Here is an 18,865-nt window from a genome sequence, read left to right as displayed (position 1 = left end):
AATGCTGGTGTTGACGAGGCGGATCGGTGAGAGCGTGCGCATCGACGGCGAGATCGAGGTCACGCTGCTCGACATCAAGGGCGACAGCGTGCGGATCGGCGTGAAGGCCCCGCGGGAGACGCGCATCCAGCGCACCGAGATCATCGAGGCCGTCGGCGCCGAGAACGTCTCCGCCGCCGCCGACACCGACGCCACCGCCGAGGGGGCCATCGCCGCCGCACTCGCCCGCGGCCGCGAGCACCGCCGGTCCTAGCCGTTCACACCGGCGAGAGGTCGGCGGACACGGCGCGCTTCCACTGGTCGCCGCCGGCCGCACGTGCCCGGTCCGCGGCGGCGGCCGCCGCCGCCAGCAGCGCGTCGTAGTCGTAGCCGGCGACGCTCGAGGTGGCCCAGCCGATGCTGGCCGAGGAGCGGATGCCGCTCACCGGCGCATCCGTGTCGATGACCGAGATCCGGGACAGGATCGCGCGCAGGTGGAAGCGCACGGCCTCGTCGCTGCCGCGGATCAGCACGACGACCCGGTCGTCACTCACCCGTTCCGCGTCGGCGGTGGTGGGCAGCGCCTCCTGGACGTCGGCGTGGAAGCGGTCGACGATCCGGCGGAAGGCCCCGCTGCTCGACGCCTCGCGCAGGTCGGCGGGGTCGTCCAGCCGCACGTCCAGCACCGACCACGCCCCGTCGTTCTGCGCCTCGGCCTTGCGCAGGCGGGCCCTGGCACGGTCGGCCGCCCCGACGTCACCGCGCGCCGCGCTCTCCACCCGCACCAGCAGCACGAGGGTGAAGGCGGCGCAGGTGCTCACCACGATCGCGCCGACGGCGTTCATGCCCCGCAGGGCGCTCAACTGCGCCTCGGTGCTCACGCTCCCCGACACCAGTGCCGACGCCCCGCTGACCACGGAGACGACCGCGAAGCCGCACGCGGCGAGCGCGAGGGGCATCACGACGTCGCGCGCGGGAGGCTGCCCGCGCAGCAGCTCCCACGCGAGGAGCCCGGCGAACACGCCCATCGACAGGAAGACGAGGTGGAAGACCAGCAGGTACCAGGCCGTGCCCGCCGTGGACACCAGGGCGACCGGCACGCCGATCAGCGCCACGATCACCGGCAGCCAGGGGGCCGAGCGCCCGAAGTGGATCCGCACGCCGATCCAGACGAGGGGGATGAACACGACCGTCAGCGCCGACGAGGCGGCCCGCAGGACCGGGAGGCCGGTGTGATGCCCGGCCAGCCACAGGTACGCGCCCAGCATGCCGATCCCGAAGGCCACGCCCCACACGATCGTCGCCCTGCTCGGGCGCGCCAGGGTGGCGAGACCGATCACGATCGCGGTCAGCACGGTCACGACGGCGACCATGCTGGTGGTCACGTCGACGTTGACGGGCACGAGCGGTGTCATGCCGGATCCTTCCTCGGGGAACGGCGCGGGAAGCGCACGGTGACGGTGGTGCCGGCGCCCACCTCGCTGTCGACGAGGATCTCCCCGTCGTGCGCGACGACGATGTCCCGCGCGATGCCCATGCCGAGCCCGGTGCCGGAGATCCCGCCCCGCACGGCGCTGTCGGTGCGGAAGTACGGCTCGAAGAGACGGGGCAGCTCGTCGGGGGCGATGCCCATGCCGGTGTCGACCACGCTCACCTCGGCCCTGGCATCGTCCGCGCCGACCCGCACCTGGATGCGGCCACCGGACGGGGTGTACTTCACGGCGTTGCCGATCAGGTTGTCGAGCACCTGGCGCAGCCGGAACGCGTCGCCGGTGATGACCAGGCGGTCCGCGCCGTCGAGGCTCAGCTCCTGCCGGGCAGCGGTGATCAGCGGCGCGAAGGAGGCCGCGGACGCCTCCACCACCTCGCGCAGGTCCACCGGCTCGAACGGCTCCGGCGAGCTGCGGGTCTGCGCCTGCATGCTCGAGAGCAGGTCCTGCATCCGCTCCCCCGCGTTGGCGATCACCTCGACCTGCGCTGGCACGCGGCCCGGCAGGTCGTCGCGTTCGCGCAGCAGCTCCACGTGCCCGATGATCGCGGTGAGCGGGTTGCGCAGCTCGTGCGAGACGATCGCGGTGAGGGCCCTGCGCTCCTCCGCGGCCTCCAGGAGCGCGGTGACGTCGTCGATCACGACCAGCGCGATGTGCTCGCCCTCGCCGGCCCCGGCCATCGCCTGCGTGGTCACCTCCAGCGCCCGCCACTGTCCCGCGCCGTCGAACAGCCACACCCGTTCGGCGCGCAGCTCCTCCCCCGCGGCCGCCCGCGCCAGGGTCGTGCGCGCGGGGCTCAGGGCGGTGCCGCGCCGCGCGTCGTACTCGACCGAGGCGGAGGGCAGGGCGGCCCCGTAGCGGTCGCGGCCGTACAGCGCGCGGTAGGCGTCGTTCATCTGCAGGATCCGCCCCTGGGCGGTGACCACGACCAGGGCGACACCGAGCGCGTCGATGATCTGCGTCACCCGCTGCTGGTTGGTCTCGGCCCGCTCGGCCGCCCTGTTCACCTGCTCGGAGCGCCGCTGCAGCAGCCGTCGCGCGGCACCCGACCGCTGCGAGCCGATCCGCACCGTGACCCCGAGGAAGCTGAGGGTCACCACGACCGTCAGCACCCGCAGCAGCACGTCGGCCGGCTCCCCCGAGCGGTCGGCGAAGAACACCAGACAGCCACTGCTGAAGGCGACACCGGTGAACACCCACGGCATCGAGAAGTAGGTCGCCAGCCACACCACAGGGAACACCCACAGGAACCCGAGCCGCAGGTCGGGGGCGTTGGTGGTGAAGCCGACGGCCAGGATGTCCAGGAGCGGGAGCGCGGTCACGGCGGTGCGCGGAAGCCGGCGCCACGGCACGAGCAGGGCGACGAGCGTGGTGACCACCACGAGGACGATCCCGACCACGAACAGCGGGATCGTGAGCGTGTGCGGCTTGAAGCCCGCGACCATCACCACGATGGCGACGATGCTGCCCGCGAACACGAGTTGCCAACGCCAGATCGACACTGTGCGGATCATGAAGCCCCCGCCTCCTGGTCGATCCTCAGCTTTGTCGCAAGATTACTCAAAGATCGGGCCTACGCGCTCTTCAGGCGACATCGGCGTCCTACGATTCTGAGTGGGGGCCGACACTGCGACTGGGGATTTCGCAGACGCTGGGGCCGCGCGAGTGGGGATTCGCAGGCATCCGAGGCCGCGGTGGGGGAGCCGCGGCCTCGAACCCCTGTCAGCCGGGTTGATCGCCGGCTGGGGTGAGCCGATAGCCGACGCCGCGCACGGTCTCGATGTAGCGCGGCTCGGTGGGGCTGTCGCCGAGCTTGCGGCGCAGGTTGGCCATGTGGGTCTCGATGGCGCGCTTGTCCGGTTCGCTGACGGGGTCGGCGGAGCCGGACGGCGCGCCGCGCAGACCCCGTGCGAGCTCCGCCTTGCTGCACACGCGGCGCCGCGACTCCAGCAGCGCGGCGAGCAGGTCGAACTCCGTGGGGGTGAGCTCGACCGGACGCTGCGCCACGAGCACGAGTCGCGTGTCGAGGTCGAGACTGAGGTCGCGATGCACCCGACCACGCCACGTGGACACCGTCGTGTCGGTCGCGGCGGCCGGCGGCGCGGGCGCGACCGGCCGCTGCGTCGCCGTGGCGACCGGGAGCCGCGGTCGCCGCAGGAGCGCCTCGATCCGCGCGCGCAGCTCGCGCGGACGGAACGGCTTGACCAGGTACTCGTCGGCGCCCGAGGTGAGACCGAGCACCACGTCGGACTCCTCCGCGAGCGCGGACAGCATGATGATGAACGTGTCGCTGACCCTGCGGATGCGCCGGGCCACCTCGAACCCGTCGATGCCGGGCAGGTTGATGTCGAGCGTGGTGATCACGGGCTGGTGCCGTTCGACCGCCGCGAGGCCCTCCGGCCCCGATCCGGTGACGGCGACCTCGAAGCCCGCGGCGAGGAACACCTCCTCCAGCAGCGACTGCACGCCGGGGTCGTCCTCGATGATGACCGCGACCAGGTCGCCGACGCTGCGGGCGGTCATGCCCGCTGCTCCCGGACGATGGTGACCACGCGCGGGGCGTCCGCGTCGAGCTCGGACGGGTCGAGGTCGTCGTCGGCTCCGGCCGCGCCGACCGGGCGTTCCAGCTCGATGTCCCACCACGCGTCGGCGAGCTCCTCCGCCATGCCGCGCCCCCATTCGATCACGACCACCGAGCGCTGCAGGTCGAGGTCGAGGTCGTCGAGCTCGGCGGCCGAGCCGAGCCGGTAGGCGTCGACGTGCACGAGCGGCGCCCCGCCCACGAGCGACGGGTGGGTGCGCGCGATCACGAACGTGGGGCTCTGCACGGGTCCGCGCACACCGAGCCCCTCCGCGAGCCCCCGCGTGAAGGTGGTCTTGCCCGCCCCGAGCGGCCCCGTGAGGATGAGCAGGTCGCCCGCCTCCAGCTGTTCGCCGATCCGCAGGCCGAGCTGTTCCATCTCGTCCGCGGTGGCGATCTCCCGGCGGCCGAGGAACGCCGGGTCGACGCTCACGACGCCCTCCGCGGCACCCGGTGTCCGATGCGGGTCACGATCTCGTAGTCGATCGTGCCCGCGGCGTCCGCCCACTCCCGCGCCGACGGCACGCCGAGGGTCGGATCGCCGAACAGCACCACCTCGTCGCCGATCGAGACGGGGGTGTCCCCCACGTCCACCACGAACTGGTCCATCGCGATGCGGCCGACGTTCACGAAGCGGCGCCCGCCGATCGACACGGGAAGGCGCCCGGAGGCGCTGCGGGGCACGCCGTCGGCGTAGCCCAGCGGCACCAGGACGAGCGTGGTGTCGCGGTCAGTGCGATGGTCGTAGCCGTACGAGACACCGGTGCCGGCCGGCACCCGGCGCACGGCCGCGACCGCGCCGCGCAGCGTCATGGCCGGGCGCAGGCCCAGTTCGGCCGAGGAGCGGTCGTCGAACGGCGACTGCCCGTACAGGCCGATGCCGATCCGCACCGCATCCAGCCGCGTCTCCGGCAGGTCGATCGCCGCGGCGGTCGCGGCGATGTGGCGGATCTCCGGGCGGATGCCGAACGACGCCGCCGCGGCCACCCCCTCCTCGAACTTCGCCAGCGCCGCCCTGTCGTCGGCGGGTGACGTGTTCGACAGGTGACTGAACAGGCCCACCACCCGCAGCCGCCCGATGCGTTCGAGCCGCGCGGCCTCGGCCAGCACCCGCCCCCAGTCGCCCGGGGCGATGCCGTTGCGCGACAGCCCCGTCTCGAACTTCAGGTGCACCGCGACCGGGCTGTCGACCGCCGCCGCGGCCGCCGCGGCCTCCAGCTGGTCGAACGAGGAGATCCCGAGCTCGATGTTCTCGGCCGCCGCCTGGGTGAAGCGCTCCCCCGGGGCGTGCAGCCAGGCGAGGATCGGCGCGTGCACGCCCTGCCGACGCAGCTCCAGCGCCTCCGGGATCTCGGCGACCCCGAGCCGGGTGGCACCGGCCGAGAGCGCGGCCACCGCGGTCGCCGCGGCACCGTGTCCGTACGCGTTGGCCTTCACCACCGCGAGCACCTCGACCCCGGTGAGCCGACGGAAGTGCCGCACGTTGTCGGCGATCGCGTCGAGGTCGATCGCGGCCTCACGGAAGGGGACGGTCACAGCGGTGCTCCTTCGGCGACGACGAACGCGGCGGCCAGGCCCGCGTCGTGGGTGAGGGTGAGGTGGAGGGTCACGATGCCGCGCTCCTCGACGACCGCCGCCGTCGAGCCGGACAGCACGAAGTACGGCCGCCCCGAGGGCTCGGAGGCGATCTCGATCTCGGTCCAGTGCACGCCGTCCGACCCGCCCAGCGTCTTGATCAGCGCCTCCTTGGCGGCGTAGCGCGCGGCCAAGGACGGCAGCCGGAGCGCCTGTTCCGCGGGGGCGAACAGCCGCTCGCGGAGCTTGGGCGTGCGGGTCATCGTGCGCTCGAACCGGGGGATGTCCACGAGGTCGATGCCGGTGCCGATGATCACCCGTTCAGCCTACTCGCGCGGAACGGCCCCGCCCCGGAGCGGGACGAGGCCGTTCGCGGACGACGGGCGGGGTCACTCCACCGTGACGGACTTGGCCAGGTTGCGCGGCTGGTCCACATCGAGCCCCTTGGCGGTGGCCAGCGCCATCGCGAAGATCTGCAGCGGCACCACGGCCAGCAGCGGCTCGAACATGGGGCCGGCGAGCGGGATGTGGATGACCTCGTCGGCGAAGGGCAGCACCGCGGCATCGCCCTCCTCCGCCACCACGATGACCCGGGCGCCGCGCGCGCGGATCTCCTGGATGTTGGAGACGACCTTCGAGTGCACGAGCGCGGAGTGGCGCGGCGACGGCACCAGCACGAACACCGGCTGCCCCGGCTCGATCAGCGCGATCGGGCCGTGCTTGAGCTCGCCGGCGGCGAAACCCTCGGCGTGGATGTAGGAGATCTCCTTGAGCTTGAGCGCGCCCTCCAGCGCGATCGGGTAGCCCACGTGGCGACCGAGGAACAGCACGGAGCGGGTGTCGGCCATCCAGCCGGCGAGCTGCGTGACGTGCTCCTGCTCGCTCTCCAGCACCGCGGCGACCTTCTCGGGCAGGGCCAGCAGCTCGGCGACGTCGGTGGACGCGTCGGCGACCGTGCCGCGCACGCGACCCATGTGCAGGCCGAGCAGCAGCAGCGCCGTGATCTGTGCCGAGAACGCCTTGGTCGACGCGACCGCGACCTCCGGTCCGGCGTGCGTGTAGACGACCGCGTCGGACTCGCGCGGGATGGTGGCGCCCTGCGTGTTGCACACCGAGAGGGTGCGCGCGCCGCGCTCGCGGGCGTACTTGACGGCCATGAGCGTGTCCATGGTCTCGCCCGACTGGCTGATCGACACGACCAGGGTGTCGGCGCCGATCACGGGGTCGCGGTAGCGGAACTCGTGCGCGAGCTCGACGTCGACCGCGACGCGCGCCCACTGCTCGATGGCGTACTTGCCGACGAGGGCGGCGTACGACGCGGTGCCGCACGCGGTGATGATGACGCGGTTGATGCCGGTGAACAGCTCGTCGAGCCCGTCGAGCTCGGGGATCACGACCTGCCCGTCCTGGATGCGACCGCGGATCGTGTTGGCCACGGCCTCGGGCTGCTCGGCGACCTCCTTGGCCATGAAGCTCGACCAGCCGCCCTTCTCGGCGGCGGCGGCATCCCACGACACGTCGAAGGGCTCCGGGGTGACCGGGGTGCCGGCGAAGTCGATCACGGTCACGGCGTCGGGCGTGATCGACACGATCTGGTCCTGACCGATCGCGAGCGCCTGGCGGGTGTGCTCGACGAAGGCCGCGACGTCGGAGCCGAGGAAGTTCTCGCCCTCGCCCAGGCCGATCACGAGCGGGGAGTTGCGGCGGGCGCCGACGACGAGGCCGGGGTGGTCCTGGTGCATCGCGAGCAGGGTGAAGGCGCCCTCGAGGCGGTTCACGACCGAGCGGAAGGCGAGCTCGAGGTCGCCGCCGTTGCCGGCGTACTCGCGACCGAGCAGGGCCGCGGCCACCTCGGTGTCGGTCTCGCTGCGGAACACGACGCCGTCGGCGAGCAGCTCGTCGCGCAGCGCGGCGAAGTTCTCGATGATGCCGTTGTGGATCACGGCGAGCTTGTCGTCGTCGGCGAGGTGCGGGTGGGCGTTGCCGTCGGTGGGTCCGCCGTGGGTGGCCCAGCGCGTGTGGCCGATGCCGGTGGTGCCGTCGGGCAGCGGCGCGTCGCCGAGCGAGTCGCGCAGCACGGCCAGCTTGCCGGCCTTCTTGCGCATCCCCAGCTCGCCGTCGCCGTCGATCACGGCGATGCCCGCGGAGTCATAGCCGCGGTACTCGAGCCGGGCGAGACCGGCGAGAAGGATGTCCTGGCTGGGCCGCGGGCCCACGTATCCGACGATTCCACACATGAGATACAGGGTAAGACGCGATTTTTGCGAGTCGTCCGAACAATAGAGCGCCGACGGCGCGGCGTCACAGCTTGCGCAGCAGCACGCTCTCCACGTCGTGGTCCGGGCCCTTGCGCAGCACCAGGCGTGCGCGATGCCGGGTGGGCATCACGTTCTCGACCAGGTTGGGCATGTTGATCTCGTTCCAGTACCCGAGCGCCGTGGTGATCGCCTCCTCGTCGGTGAGGTGCGCGAACACGTTGAAGTAGGACGACGGATTGCTGAACGCGCCCTGCCGCAGCGCGAGGAAGCGGTCGACGTACCACTTCTCGATGTGCGACGTCTCGGCGTCGACGAAGATCGAGAAGTCGAACAGGTCGCTGACCGCGACGTCGTTGGGCGCGGGCGGCGGCTGCAGCACGTTCAGCCCCTCCACGATCACCACGTCGGGTCGCCGCACCACGACGTGCGCGTCGGGCACGATGTCGTAGCGCATGTGGGAGTAGAACGGCGCGCGCACCTCGGGGGCGCCGCTCTTGACCTCGGTCAGGAACTCGATCAGCGCGCGCCGGTCGTACGACTCGGGGAAGCCCTTGCGGTCCATGAGCCCGCGGCGCTCCAGCTCGGCGTTCGGATAGAGGAAGCCGTCGGTGGTCACCAGCTCGACGCGCGGCGTGCCCGGCCAGCGGCTCATGAGCTCGCGCAGCAGCCGGGCGATCGTGGACTTGCCGACCGCGACCGATCCGGCGACGCCGACCACGAACGGCGTCGTGCTGTCGTCCTCCTGCAGGAAGGTCGAGGTCGCCGCGCCGAGCTGCTTGGTCGCCGAGGCGTAGAGGCTCAGCAGGCGGCTCAGCGGCAGGTACACCTCGCGCACCTCGGTGAGGTCGAGCCGGTCGCCGATGCCGCGCAGCTCCACGACCTCGGTCTCGGTGAGGGGCTGGTCGAGGCCCGCGGCCAGACGCGCCCACTCGGCTCGGCCGATCTCCCGGTACGGCGACAACGGCAGCGTGGGGTCGGGGGTCACGTGCACCATCGTAACGGCGCGCGAGTAGTCTCTTCCCGTGCGCCTGGGAGTCCTCGACATCGGATCCAACACCGTCCACATGCTCGCGGCCGACGTGCGTCCCGGCGGCCGCCCGCTCGCGACGACCAGCGACCGGACGGTGCTGCGCCTCATGCGCTACCTCACCCCCGACGGCGCCATCTCGGAGGAGGGCGTCACCGCGCTCGAGGCCGCCGTGGCCCAGGCCCGCCGCGTCGCCGAGGCGGAGCGGGTCGACGAGCTGCTCGCCACCGCGACGAGCGCCGTGCGCGACGCCCGCAACGGCGCCGAGGTCATCGCCCGCATCGAAGCCGCGCTCGGGCAGCCGCTGCAGGTGCTCGACGGCGAGACCGAGGCGGAGCTGACGTTCCTCGCGGTGCGGCGGTGGTTCGGGTGGTCGGCCGGACAGCTGCTGCTGCTCGACATCGGCGGCGGCTCGCTGGAGATCGCCGCGGGGGCGGAGGAGCTGCCCGACGCCGCCGCCTCCGTCCCGCTGGGCGCCGGCCGCATGACCGTGCAGTTCCTCCCCGACGACCCGCCCGGCGAAGCCGACGTCGAGCGGTTGCGCGCGCACGCCGAGACGACGCTCGCCGAGGTGCTGCCCCGGTTCCGCGCCCTGCCCCGCCCCGACCACGTCGTCGGATCGTCGAAGGCCATCCGCTCGCTCGCCCGTCTGGTGGGCTACCCGGCGCCCGGGTGGTCGGGCAGCGACCGGATGCTGCTGCCCCGCGCGGCGCTCGGCTCCTGGATCCCGCGGCTCGCCCGCCTGCCCGCCTCGGCCAGACAGGAGCTGCCGGGCATCACCCCCGACCGCACCTTCCAGATCGTCGCTGCCGCGGTCTCGCTGCACACCGCGATGACGGCACTCGAGGTCGACGAGCTCGAGGTGTCGCCCTGGGCGCTGCGCGAGGGGGTGCTGCTGCGGTACATCGAGCAGCACAGCGACGACCACGGAAGCTGAGAAGCCCGCTCCGGAAGCGCCGATACCATGACGGCATGACCTCCCCCACCGCCGTCCGCGCGCGCCCCGGTGCCGTCGCGGCCCGCGTGGCACTGGCTGCCTACCTGCTGTTCGTGGGCTTCACCGTATGGCTGCCCGCGACCGTGTCGGCCAAGGTCACCGGGCTGGTGGGGATCGTCGCGAGGTGGGTCGCCGATGCGGGCATCGCCTCGTACTACCAGAGCGCCTTCGTGCTCGAGATCCTGGCGAACGTGGTGCTGTTCATCCCGGTCGGTCTCCTGCTGCCGTTCGTGTGGTCCCGATTGCGGTTGTGGCAGATCGTGCTGATCGGCGGGCTCATGAGCGTGCTGATCGAATCGGTGCAGGGACTGATGCCCTCCCGCTTCCCGACCCTGAGCGACGTGATCGCGAACACCACGGGCACCCTCATCGGCGCGCTGGCGGCGATGGTGCTGGTGTGGATGTTCGCCTCCGGCCGCGCCCCGGAACACCACAGGTCCGCGGCATGAGCACCGCGCAGGGACACGATGGTCCTCTCCTCGGCATGAGCCGCAGGGAATGGCGAGAGCACCAGGCGTCGGGCGACGCGCCGGCGGCCGGTCCGATCGCCGCTCCGTTCCTGGGCGGGCCGGTGGGCGACGACGACCGTCCGCTCACCATCCTCACCGTCTGCACGGGCAACATCTGCCGCTCCCCCTTGGCCGAGGTGCTGTTGCGCGCGCGCCTGGAACCGCTGGGGGTGAAGGTGCACAGTGCGGGGACGCACGCCCTCGTCGGCCACGCCATGACCGAGCCGGCCCAGCAGCTCGCGATCGATGCGGGGGCCCGCGCCGACGCCGCAGCAGGACACAGCGCCCGTTACCTGCGCGAGCCACTGCTCCTGCAGGCCGACCTCGTGCTCACGATGGCTCGCGAACACAGCGCACATGCGATCCGCATGGTGCCGAGCCGGATCCGGCGCACCTTCACAGCCCGTGAGTTCGCTCGTCTCTGTGCGGGGGTCGGCGAGACCGCGGCGCAGCAGGCGGCGGACGCCGGGGGCACGACCCCCCGCGCGCGCTTCGCGGCGCTGCTCTCCCTGCTCGCCGAGCAGCGCGGATTCGCCGCATCGGCCGATGAGAACGACGACGTGATCGACCCCTATCGCCGCTCCGCGGCCACGTACGCGAAGTCCGCCGGACAGCTCCTGCCCGCGCTCGACGAGGTGGAGCGGATGGTACGAGCCTCCCTCGCCTAGCGCGCAGCCATCCGCGTGAGGCCGCTCGGCCCCGTATGCTCGTTCTCATGCCTGCATCCCGGAATCCCCACGGGATGGTGTGAGGGGATAAGACTTGGAACTCAGCGACTACTTCCGCATCCTGCGCGCGCACTGGATCGTCATCCTGATCGCGACGATCGTGGGCGCGGGCCTCGCCTTCGGGTGGAGCGCCCTGCAGCCGAAGGTGTACTCGGCCGACACGACCGGAATCGTCACAGCGGTCGGCGGCGACGGCACCAGCGGGTCGGCGCTCGTCGGCAACCAGCTGGCGCAGAGCCGCGTGAAGTCATACCTCAACCTCGGCTCCTGGCGCGCCGTCGCGGAGCACGCGATCGACGAGCTGAACCTCGACGCGACACCGGAATCGCTCGTCGACAGCGTCACGGTGACGAACCCGCTCGACACGACCGCGCTGATGGTCACGGCCAAGGGCCCGACGCCCGAGGCCGCGCAGGAGCTCGCCGAGGCATGGATGCGCGGCATGGCCGCCGAGATCCAGCAGCTCGAAGGCGGTGACGAATCCACCCCGGCCGCGGTGACCCTGATCGTGGGCGACTCTGCCCGCCTCCCCAGTGCGCCGTCGTCGCCGAACACGCGCATGAACGTGATCATCGGCGCCCTGGTCGGCCTCGCCGCGGGCCTGATCTACGCGTTCATCCGTCACACGGTCGACCGCCGCGTGCGTCACCCGCGCGACATCGAGCGTGAGACGGGCGTCTCGGTCATCGGCACTCTGCCGCTCGAGAAGACGATGGCGGGTGAGCGTCAGGTGATCGACTTCTCGCTCGACACCCAGCACGGCGTCTCGCACCACACGATCGAGTCGATGCGCGAACTGCGCACGAACCTGCAGTTCATCGACGTCGACAACCCGCCGCGCGTGATCGTCGTCACCAGCTCGGTCCCCGGTGACGGAAAGTCCACCGTGGCGGTCAACCTGGCCTCCAGCCTCGCGGCCGCGGGCCAATGGGCGATCCTGATCGACTGCGACCTGCGCCGACCGGTCATCGCCGACATCTTCGGTATGTCGCCCGACGTGGGGCTCACCGACATCCTCGCCGGCCGCGCGGAGCTGCAGGACGTGGCCCACCGCCCGAGCCGCGACATGCCGCTCGCCGTGGTGGGTGCCGGTCGCGTACCGCCGAACCCGAGCGAGCTGCTCGGATCGCACCGCATGCGCGACTTCCTCGCCGAGATCAGCAAGACCGCGATCGTCATCCTCGACTCTCCGCCCGTGCTGCCCGTCACCGATGCGGCCGTGCTCGCCGCCGGGGCAGACGGCGTGCTCATCGTGGTGTCGTCGGGCAAGACCACGTTCGACATGCTGCATCGTGCCATCGCGAACATCAGCCGCACCACGGGCCGCGTGCTCGGCGTCGTGCTGAACAAGGTGCCCCGCACGGGCGCCGAGTCGGCGTATTACGGCCGCGAGTACTACGGGTCCTACGAGCGCTATGGCCGGGAGGACGAGGCTCCCGCCGAGTCGATCCCGATGCCGGAGCCCGGCGTGCGTCGTCGCGGGCAGGCCTGACCCGGGCCGGTCAGGCCCCGGTCTGGACGCCGGACGCGCGGAGCAGGCCGTCGGCGTGCAGTCGGTCGATCGCGGCCTGCACGAGCGCGCGAGGGTCCGCGTCGCCGGGTCGTCCGTGCGCCGCGACGACCTGGTCCGTGATCTCGTCCACCGTGAGTCCTGACGCCGCGTGCCACACCGTAGGACCGATGCCGTCGAGCACGTGTACCCGGCTCCCTGTCTCCGACCGACGCAGCAGAGCCAGTCGACCGTCTTCGAGGTCCAGCGCGTCGATCACGACCGTGCGCCCGTAGACACCCGATCCGGTGAGCTCCGTCGGGTCGAGAGGCGCACGGCCGGTTGCATCGGCGACCGGCCGCCGCGATGCGGAGCGCAGGAGATCGTCGATCGCCCCGTCGAGCGACGCCGCCTCCCGATAGCGGATGCGGACCGCACCGCCCACGGCGGCGAGAAGATCGCGCACGAGATGCAGTGGTGCGGGCATGTCGCTGAGATAGCTGGTCTGCGGGGCGAGCAGCTCCAGCGCCGTCGCGATGTCGAGGCGCTCGACCTCCGGCACATCAGGGCCGTCTTCCCGACGGTCGATCACCACGATCGCGGCGACGCGCAGTCCGGCGGCGAGCGGAGGCCCCTCGTGCAGTCGTGAAGGCGCCACCTGCACTTTGTGCGGTGAGGAAGGCTCGATGACCGACAGCGGCTTCCGGTAGGCCACCACGCTGCCGTCGTCGGCCACCCCGACCGTCTCGTCGCTCACGTAGGCGAAGCGCCGCGAGAGGTGCCGTGCCGCAGTCGTCTTCCCGGTTCCCGATGCCGCACTGAGCACGACGACCCGTCCCTCGGCGTCGGCGAGCCCCGCAGCGTGCAGCATCCACAGCGGATCGCCGCGTCGCTTCTCGAGCGCGGCCAGCGTGACATCGGTGGACAGCATCGCGAGGGCCGCGTCGTCGTCGAGCTCCGGACGCACCGCGACGACCGCGGACGCCTCTCCGTCCGCGGCGGTGAGGGCGTCGGTCCAGGCTTCGCGCACCCGCCCGGCGAATCCGCTCCTCCGTCCCTCGACGTCGATCTCGATGACGGCGCCGATCGCGGCGACCAGGATGCGGTCGGACATGGCTGCAAGCCTAGCCAGGCTGCACCGCACCCTCTGACGCCGACCGCTCGCGGGTGTCGCTCGCCGCGCGGCGGAAGCCGAAAGCACACAGCGCGCAGATATAACGCGCACAGCGCGCTTTTCGCCCAATTCCCGCACATGCCGCTCAACCCGCGCCTACCGTGACTCGCACGGAGAGGCTCCTGGGGGATGCAGACAGTTCGTGTCGTCTCGCCGCGACAGCACGGACGACCATCTGCATCGACCAGGAGAGAGTGTCGCATGACCGAAGAAGCTCCGCACCGCTCCGGCCCTCTGCGCCGCGTGATCGCCGACGGCGCGACGACCGTTCCGGTCATCTCCGGCCCCGCCCGAGCGTTGACCGCAGCATCCATCCTCGACCTGACGACCGTTCCGGTCACCATCGTCGAAGCCGCCGTCGGGCTGCCGCCGAACGCGACGAGCAGCGTCGCGTGACCATGGGCGCAGGAATCGTCTCACTGCGGGACTTTCCCCTCGCGCCGCTGAATACTTGTTCAATCACCACCACATCCGGGTCGGCTGACACCCCGCACACCCCGCGGCGGATGAGACCGTGTGCGGGAGAACGACCTCCCGGACACCCGCCGTCGACGCACTGCCGATCTTTGAGGAGGAACGTCTCGTGAAGACCAAGATCGCCCACTCGATCGACGATCGCGAGCTCTCTCAGCACGGCGTGCGCCGTGTCGGCGACCGGCCGGGACTGCGCTCCCGGGTGCGCACCTCTGGCGGCGTCATGCTGCTCGGCATCGGCGGCGGAACGTCGGAGCTCAGCATCGACACCGTCGCGGTCTATCCCGATCACTCGGTGTTCGCGTTCGTCGAGACGCAGGGCATGTGGTCCCGCGTCGACGGCGAACCGTGGGTGGAGACGGAGGGCGGACTGGTCATCGCTCCGCACGGGGTGGCCCGCCGTCTGCGCTGGGCGGGGGCATGGCGGCTCGTGGCGGCGCTGGTGCCGCGCTCCGCGATCGCGTCGTTCGCCCCCTCGCTGCCTGCCGGCGCCAGCGTCTACCCCGACCGACGGCTGCTCGACTCCTCGATGCAGCGCTTCGTCGCCGGTCTGCTCGACGCCGACACCCCGGCATCGGCCATCGAGCAGTACGCGATCGAACAGCTGGTGATGGAGATGAGCGGCGCACTGCTGCTCGACCGCATCGGCGGCGCCACCGGCCAGGGCACACCGCACGAGGTGCTGCGCGAGCGCGCCATCGCCGTGATCGCCCAGCAGTGCGGTGACCCGGCACTCAACCCGGAGCGCGTGGCCCGCGAGGTGCAGTCGTCGCTGCGCCAGCTGCAGCTGGTGTTCTCGGAGGCGGGCAACAGCGTGGCCGGCGAGATCCGCCGCCAGCGCGCCCGGCTCGCCCACTCCCTGCTGATGGACAGCCGGTACGACGTGCTCAGCATCGACCAGATCGCGCAGCGCGCCGGCTTCCAATCGCCGATGAGTCTCCGTCGCGCCCTCGACGAGTCGTACGCGTGCACCCCTCGCGCGCTGCGTTCCGCACGCCGCGCGTAGCCGCCGAGCGCCCCGAAACGCACAGTCCGCGCAGGTAGGGCGCACCCTGCGCGTAGTTCGCCCGAACCTCATTTTCGCCCTGCCTCCCCGACCTAGCTTGAGGTCCACGGAGAGGCTCCTGGGGGATGCAGACAACGTGTCGCCTCTTCGCGACACCGCGGGAAACCGCATCTGCATCTATGAGGGAGGACACTTTCGTGACCGAGGAAATCCAGAAGAACAAGGGCGTCTCGCGCCGCACCATCGTCAAGGGCGCCGCGTGGTCGGTTCCCGTCATCGCCGCCGCCGTCGCGACGCCGCTCGCTGCCGCGTCGGGCACCACCGACATCGGGGCGTTCGCGCTCAACGGCTCGTGTGGAACGCTCGGCGTCCTCGGCCCCGGCTTCACGCTGACGGCCGGCCCCAGCGCGCCGATCCCCGCAGGGACGACCATCGCCGTGACCGGTACCGGCATCGCGAACATCGGCGTGTTCGGCGTCACCGGCGGCACGGCGAACGTCAACGTGCTCTCGCCGACGTCGCGCAGCATCACGCTCACCGCCGATGTTCCGGCCGGCGCGACGATCGCCTTCCGGACCACACTGTCGATCTCGGTCGCCTTCGGCCTCAACGCCACCGCGACCCTGCCCACCGGCTACGTGGGCACGGGCGGCAAGCCGGCCGGCTCGGTCACCTCGACGCTGGTCCTCTGCTCGACCACCTGATCGTCGACGCCAGACAGCACCACTGCGGAGCGGCCGGGACCTTCGGGGCCCGGCCGCTCTGGTGATCCGGGAAGATGAGGTCATGACCGCGTTCGTCCTGCCCCTGGCGGTGTTCCTCGCCGCCGTGTTCGCCGCGAGCGCGATCGGCAAGCTGCGTGCCTCCGATCGCGGCCTCGGCGCATTCTCGGCGCTGCAGATCCGGGTGCGGCGTCCTCAGATCGCCGCCGCGCTCCTGATCACCGCCGAAGCGCTCGTGGCCGTCGCGCTCCTGGCGACGTCGGGCTGGATGTTCGTCGCGGCGAGCGCGGCAGCGCTCGCCCTCACGGCCGGCCTGCTCCTCGTGACGATCCGCGCGCATCGCCTCGGGGCGACGGACGACTGCGGGTGCTTCGGCGACTGGATGCCCGCCGCGATCGGGCCGCGCCTCATCGCACGCAACATCGTGCTGGTCGTCGTGGCGGCGGCTCTCGTCGTGGCGGCTGCGGTCGCCGCGGCGGGCGGCGCACCGCTCGGGCTGCCGGCAGCCCTCGCGGGCGGCCGGCCGGCCGTCGGCATCGCCATCGGCGCCCTCGGTGCCGGTCTGCTGATCGCCGCAGGCACCGCGGCCATCGTGCGGGCATCGAGGGGCGATGCGCCCGTGACGGCGCCCCCGGCGCGCGGTGCCGGCGCCGTGCTGCTGCCGGCCTCCGATGAAGTGATCGATCTGCTCGCCGCGACGGCCCGCGCACGGCTTCTCGTGTTCGTGTCACCCGGCTGTCGCGCCTGCGCCGACGTCCTGGCCTCCCTGGGCGCCGCAGAAGGCCCGCTGAGCGCGCTTGTGGACGTGTACGCGGTCCAGCGCGTGTCGAACGCGTCCGGGGCCCTTCAGCCGGCGCATGCGCTCCCCCGCACGACGCGCTTCGCGGTGGACGTGGGCGGCTCGCTCTCGACGATCCTCGGCACGGGTCGTGCCACGCCGGTCGCCGCCCTCATCGGCACCGACGGCGCGCAGGCGGGTCCGCTCGCGGTCGGCACCGACGAGGTCGACGAGCTGATCCGCAGCCTGCTCGCGCTCGCCGATCAACCGTCGTGATGCGGATCAGCGGGAACGCAGCAACGGCTTGCGGCGCCCCGTGATCCAGCCCATGACCCACTCGACCGGTCCGGTGCCCACGAAGCGCCACCACAGCCAACCGATGAGCACCATGCCGGGCACGATCACGAGCCACCCGAGCCAGACGTTCTCGAGCGGACGACCGTAGGCGTTGTTCCACAGGGCGATCAGGCCCACGTGCAGCAGGTACAACGACAGCGCCACCTGCCCGCACGCCACGAACGGCACGAACACCGTGCTCCAGAGACGCCCCGCGCCCCCGCGCGCCGTCGCGGCGAGCACCACCACCACGTACGTGGCGAGTACCAGCCCGACGTCGCGGAGCGTGTCGGTGTAGTCGCCGGACTGCGCGCGCAACAGATCGAGATACTCGGTGATGCCCCACACGGCATATGCGGAAGGCGCGAGGCACGCGATCACCGCCAGCAGGCGATCGCGACGCAGGCCGTGCCGGATCATGAGCCCGCCGACCAGGAAGAACGGCAGGAGGTTCACGAGCCGATAGTTGGGGCTCATGATCACCCAGTCCAGCAGGTCGTGGAGCGGGCTCGGCGCGGTGTACGCCCATGCCCATCCGCGGGCCAGTCGCACGAGCGGGTCACCGACTACGAGCACCACAGCGGCGACCCCGATGACCCACGGCGTGCGCGCGAGGAGCAACGGAGCGCCGACGATGAGCAGGACGCCGAGATGCCCCAGCACGATCGCCACCCACGAGCCCCAGGACGCCATCCACACTCCGAGCGCGATCAGGAACAGCCCTCTGATCGTCTGCTGCAGGAGGGTGACGGGGACGCGCGGTCCGCGGTTCCAGACGAGCTGCGCCGACATACCCATGACCAGGGCGAAGAGCGGCGACGCCATCTCGCTGAGGTTCCCGGTGAGGAAGCCGGCGGCGGCGGGCTTCACGGGCACGAAAGCCGACGCGTGCGCTACGAGCATGGCCACGATCGCCACCCCCCGCAGCACGTCGGGGATGACGAGCCGTGCGGCCCCGTCCCAGGTGGCTGAGGTTGCGGCGGGCTTCACGTCGACCTCGGCTTCACGACCCATTCCCTGACACTATTGGGTGTGACCCCGACAGCGCGACCGGAGAGACGATGACGACGACCGAGCATCAGCGGCCGCGCCGACGCTTCTTCCGGAGTGTGTGGTTCCACGCGGCGCTCGCCCTGACGCTCGCGCTGATCGTCATCGCCTTCGTCGGGCAGCCGTCCTCGAGCTCGATGGCTCCGACCCTGCAGCCCGGCGACCGCCTCATCGTGAACCGGCTCGCCTACCTGGCCGCCGACCCCGCGCCCGGCGACATCGTGGTGTTCCGGCCCGGTGATGACTGGGAACGTCCAGCGGCCAGTGGGAATGCGCTGGTCGCGGGTCTGAACGCGATCGGCGAGACGACGGGGCTGCGGCCGTACGTGCTCGTCAAGCGCGTGATCGCGGGCCCCGGCCAGACCGTCGAGTGCTGCGACGCGGACGGCTCGGTGCTCGTCGACGGCGTGCCGCTCGACGAACCCTACGTCGTGCAGGATCTCCCCTTCGTCGCCGGCGACCTCGACTGCACGAGCACCCCTACGTCAGCGCGATGCTTCCCCGCTCTGACCGTGCCCGACGACTCCTACCTCGTACTCGGTGACAACCGTACGAACTCCGCGGACTCCGTCTACCCGTGCCGGGGAGACCCGGACGCCGACGATGGCTGTGCGCGCTGGATGATGCGGGACGAGGTGTTCGGCAAAGCCGGGCCCATCCTGTGGCCGATCAACCGATGGGGTGGGCCGTAG

The 18,865-nt window shown here is 71.7% G+C and carries 20 protein-coding genes; 10 read left to right on the top strand and 10 right to left on the bottom strand.

Annotated elements, in window-relative coordinates:
• Nucleotide 1: 1 nt before the first annotated feature.
• Nucleotides 2-253, top strand: a complete 252-nt coding sequence (csrA, locus tag KZC56_RS17680; protein WP_136029658.1) for a carbon storage regulator CsrA — start codon at nucleotides 2-4, stop codon at nucleotides 251-253.
• Nucleotides 254-257: 4 nt separating this feature from the next.
• Here csrA and KZC56_RS09435 read toward each other — a convergent pair whose 3' ends face one another.
• From KZC56_RS09435 to coaA, 8 genes are all read right to left on the bottom strand, one after another.
• The gene (locus KZC56_RS09435) at nucleotides 258-1,394 is read right to left on the bottom strand and encodes a hypothetical protein (protein WP_247638437.1); all 1,137 of its coding nucleotides are present in this window, start codon (nucleotides 1,392-1,394) and stop codon (nucleotides 258-260) included.
• Nucleotides 1,391-2,983 (bottom strand): sensor histidine kinase, encoded by a 1,593-nt coding sequence (locus KZC56_RS09430; protein WP_247638436.1) that lies wholly within the window; start codon nucleotides 2,981-2,983, stop codon nucleotides 1,391-1,393. Before KZC56_RS09430 ends, KZC56_RS09435 begins: the two co-directional genes overlap by 4 nt.
• 208 nt (nucleotides 2,984-3,191) lie before the next feature.
• On the bottom strand, nucleotides 3,192-3,992 hold the full coding sequence (locus KZC56_RS09425; protein ID WP_136029675.1) for a response regulator transcription factor: 801 nt from the start codon (nucleotides 3,990-3,992) through the stop codon (nucleotides 3,192-3,194).
• A complete protein-coding gene (gene tsaE / locus KZC56_RS09420; RefSeq protein WP_372490575.1) occupies nucleotides 3,989-4,483 on the bottom strand; it encodes a tRNA (adenosine(37)-N6)-threonylcarbamoyltransferase complex ATPase subunit type 1 TsaE in 495 nt (164 codons plus the stop codon). The genes KZC56_RS09425 and tsaE overlap by 4 nt, the downstream gene beginning before the upstream one ends.
• The gene (gene alr, locus KZC56_RS09415; protein WP_136029677.1) at nucleotides 4,480-5,586 is read right to left on the bottom strand and encodes an alanine racemase; all 1,107 of its coding nucleotides are present in this window, start codon (nucleotides 5,584-5,586) and stop codon (nucleotides 4,480-4,482) included. The genes tsaE and alr overlap by 4 nt, the downstream gene beginning before the upstream one ends.
• Nucleotides 5,583-5,942 (bottom strand): holo-ACP synthase, encoded by a 360-nt coding sequence (locus KZC56_RS09410; protein ID WP_247638435.1) that lies wholly within the window; start codon nucleotides 5,940-5,942, stop codon nucleotides 5,583-5,585. The genes alr and KZC56_RS09410 overlap by 4 nt, the downstream gene beginning before the upstream one ends.
• A gap of 72 nt (nucleotides 5,943-6,014) precedes the next feature.
• Entirely contained in the window at nucleotides 6,015-7,862 is a 1,848-nt protein-coding gene (gene glmS, locus KZC56_RS09405; RefSeq protein WP_136029681.1) for a glutamine--fructose-6-phosphate transaminase (isomerizing), read from the bottom strand.
• A gap of 64 nt (nucleotides 7,863-7,926) precedes the next feature.
• Entirely contained in the window at nucleotides 7,927-8,877 is a 951-nt protein-coding gene (gene coaA, locus KZC56_RS09400) for a type I pantothenate kinase (RefSeq protein ID WP_136029683.1), read from the bottom strand.
• A gap of 28 nt (nucleotides 8,878-8,905) precedes the next feature.
• Here coaA and KZC56_RS09395 point away from each other — a divergent pair, with 28 nt between their 5' ends.
• The 4 genes from KZC56_RS09395 (at nucleotide 8,906) to KZC56_RS09380 (ending at nucleotide 12,636) form a co-directional block, all read left to right on the top strand.
• Nucleotides 8,906-9,847 carry a Ppx/GppA phosphatase family protein gene (locus KZC56_RS09395; RefSeq protein ID WP_247638434.1) on the top strand — a complete coding sequence of 314 codons (942 nt, stop codon included), beginning with the start codon at nucleotides 8,906-8,908 and terminating at the stop codon, nucleotides 9,845-9,847.
• A gap of 35 nt (nucleotides 9,848-9,882) precedes the next feature.
• Nucleotides 9,883-10,356 (top strand): VanZ family protein, encoded by a 474-nt coding sequence (locus KZC56_RS09390; RefSeq protein ID WP_247638433.1) that lies wholly within the window; start codon nucleotides 9,883-9,885, stop codon nucleotides 10,354-10,356.
• A gap of 35 nt (nucleotides 10,357-10,391) precedes the next feature.
• Entirely contained in the window at nucleotides 10,392-11,084 is a 693-nt protein-coding gene (locus tag KZC56_RS09385) for an arsenate reductase/protein-tyrosine-phosphatase family protein (RefSeq protein WP_281733200.1), read from the top strand.
• A gap of 94 nt (nucleotides 11,085-11,178) precedes the next feature.
• Nucleotides 11,179-12,636, top strand: coding sequence for a tyrosine-protein kinase domain-containing protein (locus KZC56_RS09380; RefSeq protein ID WP_247638432.1), 1,458 nt, complete (start codon nucleotides 11,179-11,181; stop codon nucleotides 12,634-12,636).
• Nucleotides 12,637-12,646: 10 nt separating this feature from the next.
• Here KZC56_RS09380 and KZC56_RS09375 read toward each other — a convergent pair whose 3' ends face one another.
• Entirely contained in the window at nucleotides 12,647-13,747 is a 1,101-nt protein-coding gene (locus KZC56_RS09375; RefSeq protein WP_247638431.1) for a P-loop NTPase family protein, read from the bottom strand.
• 261 nt (nucleotides 13,748-14,008) lie between these two features.
• On the opposite strand from KZC56_RS09375, the gene KZC56_RS09370 reads away from it, so the two are divergent.
• The 4 genes from KZC56_RS09370 (at nucleotide 14,009) to KZC56_RS09355 (ending at nucleotide 17,063) form a co-directional block, all read left to right on the top strand.
• On the top strand, nucleotides 14,009-14,203 hold the full coding sequence (locus KZC56_RS09370) for a hypothetical protein (protein WP_247638430.1): 195 nt from the start codon (nucleotides 14,009-14,011) through the stop codon (nucleotides 14,201-14,203).
• Nucleotides 14,204-14,390: 187 nt separating this feature from the next.
• Nucleotides 14,391-15,287: a helix-turn-helix domain-containing protein gene (locus KZC56_RS17790; RefSeq protein WP_247638429.1), complete on the top strand. Its 897-nt coding sequence runs from the start codon at nucleotides 14,391-14,393 to the stop codon at nucleotides 15,285-15,287.
• A gap of 197 nt (nucleotides 15,288-15,484) precedes the next feature.
• Nucleotides 15,485-15,991 carry a hypothetical protein gene (locus KZC56_RS09360; protein WP_247638428.1) on the top strand — a complete coding sequence of 169 codons (507 nt, stop codon included), beginning with the start codon at nucleotides 15,485-15,487 and terminating at the stop codon, nucleotides 15,989-15,991.
• Between the two features lie 82 nt (nucleotides 15,992-16,073).
• Complete coding sequence (locus KZC56_RS09355) at nucleotides 16,074-17,063, top strand: MauE/DoxX family redox-associated membrane protein (protein WP_247638427.1); 990 nt, start codon at nucleotides 16,074-16,076, stop codon at nucleotides 17,061-17,063.
• A gap of 6 nt (nucleotides 17,064-17,069) precedes the next feature.
• Here the strand turns inward: KZC56_RS09355 and KZC56_RS09350 are convergent, their stop codons facing one another.
• On the bottom strand, nucleotides 17,070-18,137 hold the full coding sequence (locus tag KZC56_RS09350; protein WP_247638426.1) for a heparan-alpha-glucosaminide N-acetyltransferase domain-containing protein: 1,068 nt from the start codon (nucleotides 18,135-18,137) through the stop codon (nucleotides 17,070-17,072).
• Nucleotides 18,138-18,184: 47 nt separating this feature from the next.
• Here KZC56_RS09350 and lepB point away from each other — a divergent pair, with 47 nt between their 5' ends.
• Nucleotides 18,185-18,865, top strand: coding sequence for a signal peptidase I (gene lepB / locus KZC56_RS09345; protein ID WP_247638425.1), 681 nt, complete (start codon nucleotides 18,185-18,187; stop codon nucleotides 18,863-18,865).

Source organism: Microbacterium sufflavum, assembly GCF_023091155.1.
Classification (GTDB): domain Bacteria; phylum Actinomycetota; class Actinomycetes; order Actinomycetales; family Microbacteriaceae; genus Microbacterium; species Microbacterium sufflavum.
This window is presented reverse-complemented; position numbering and strand designations above follow the sequence as displayed.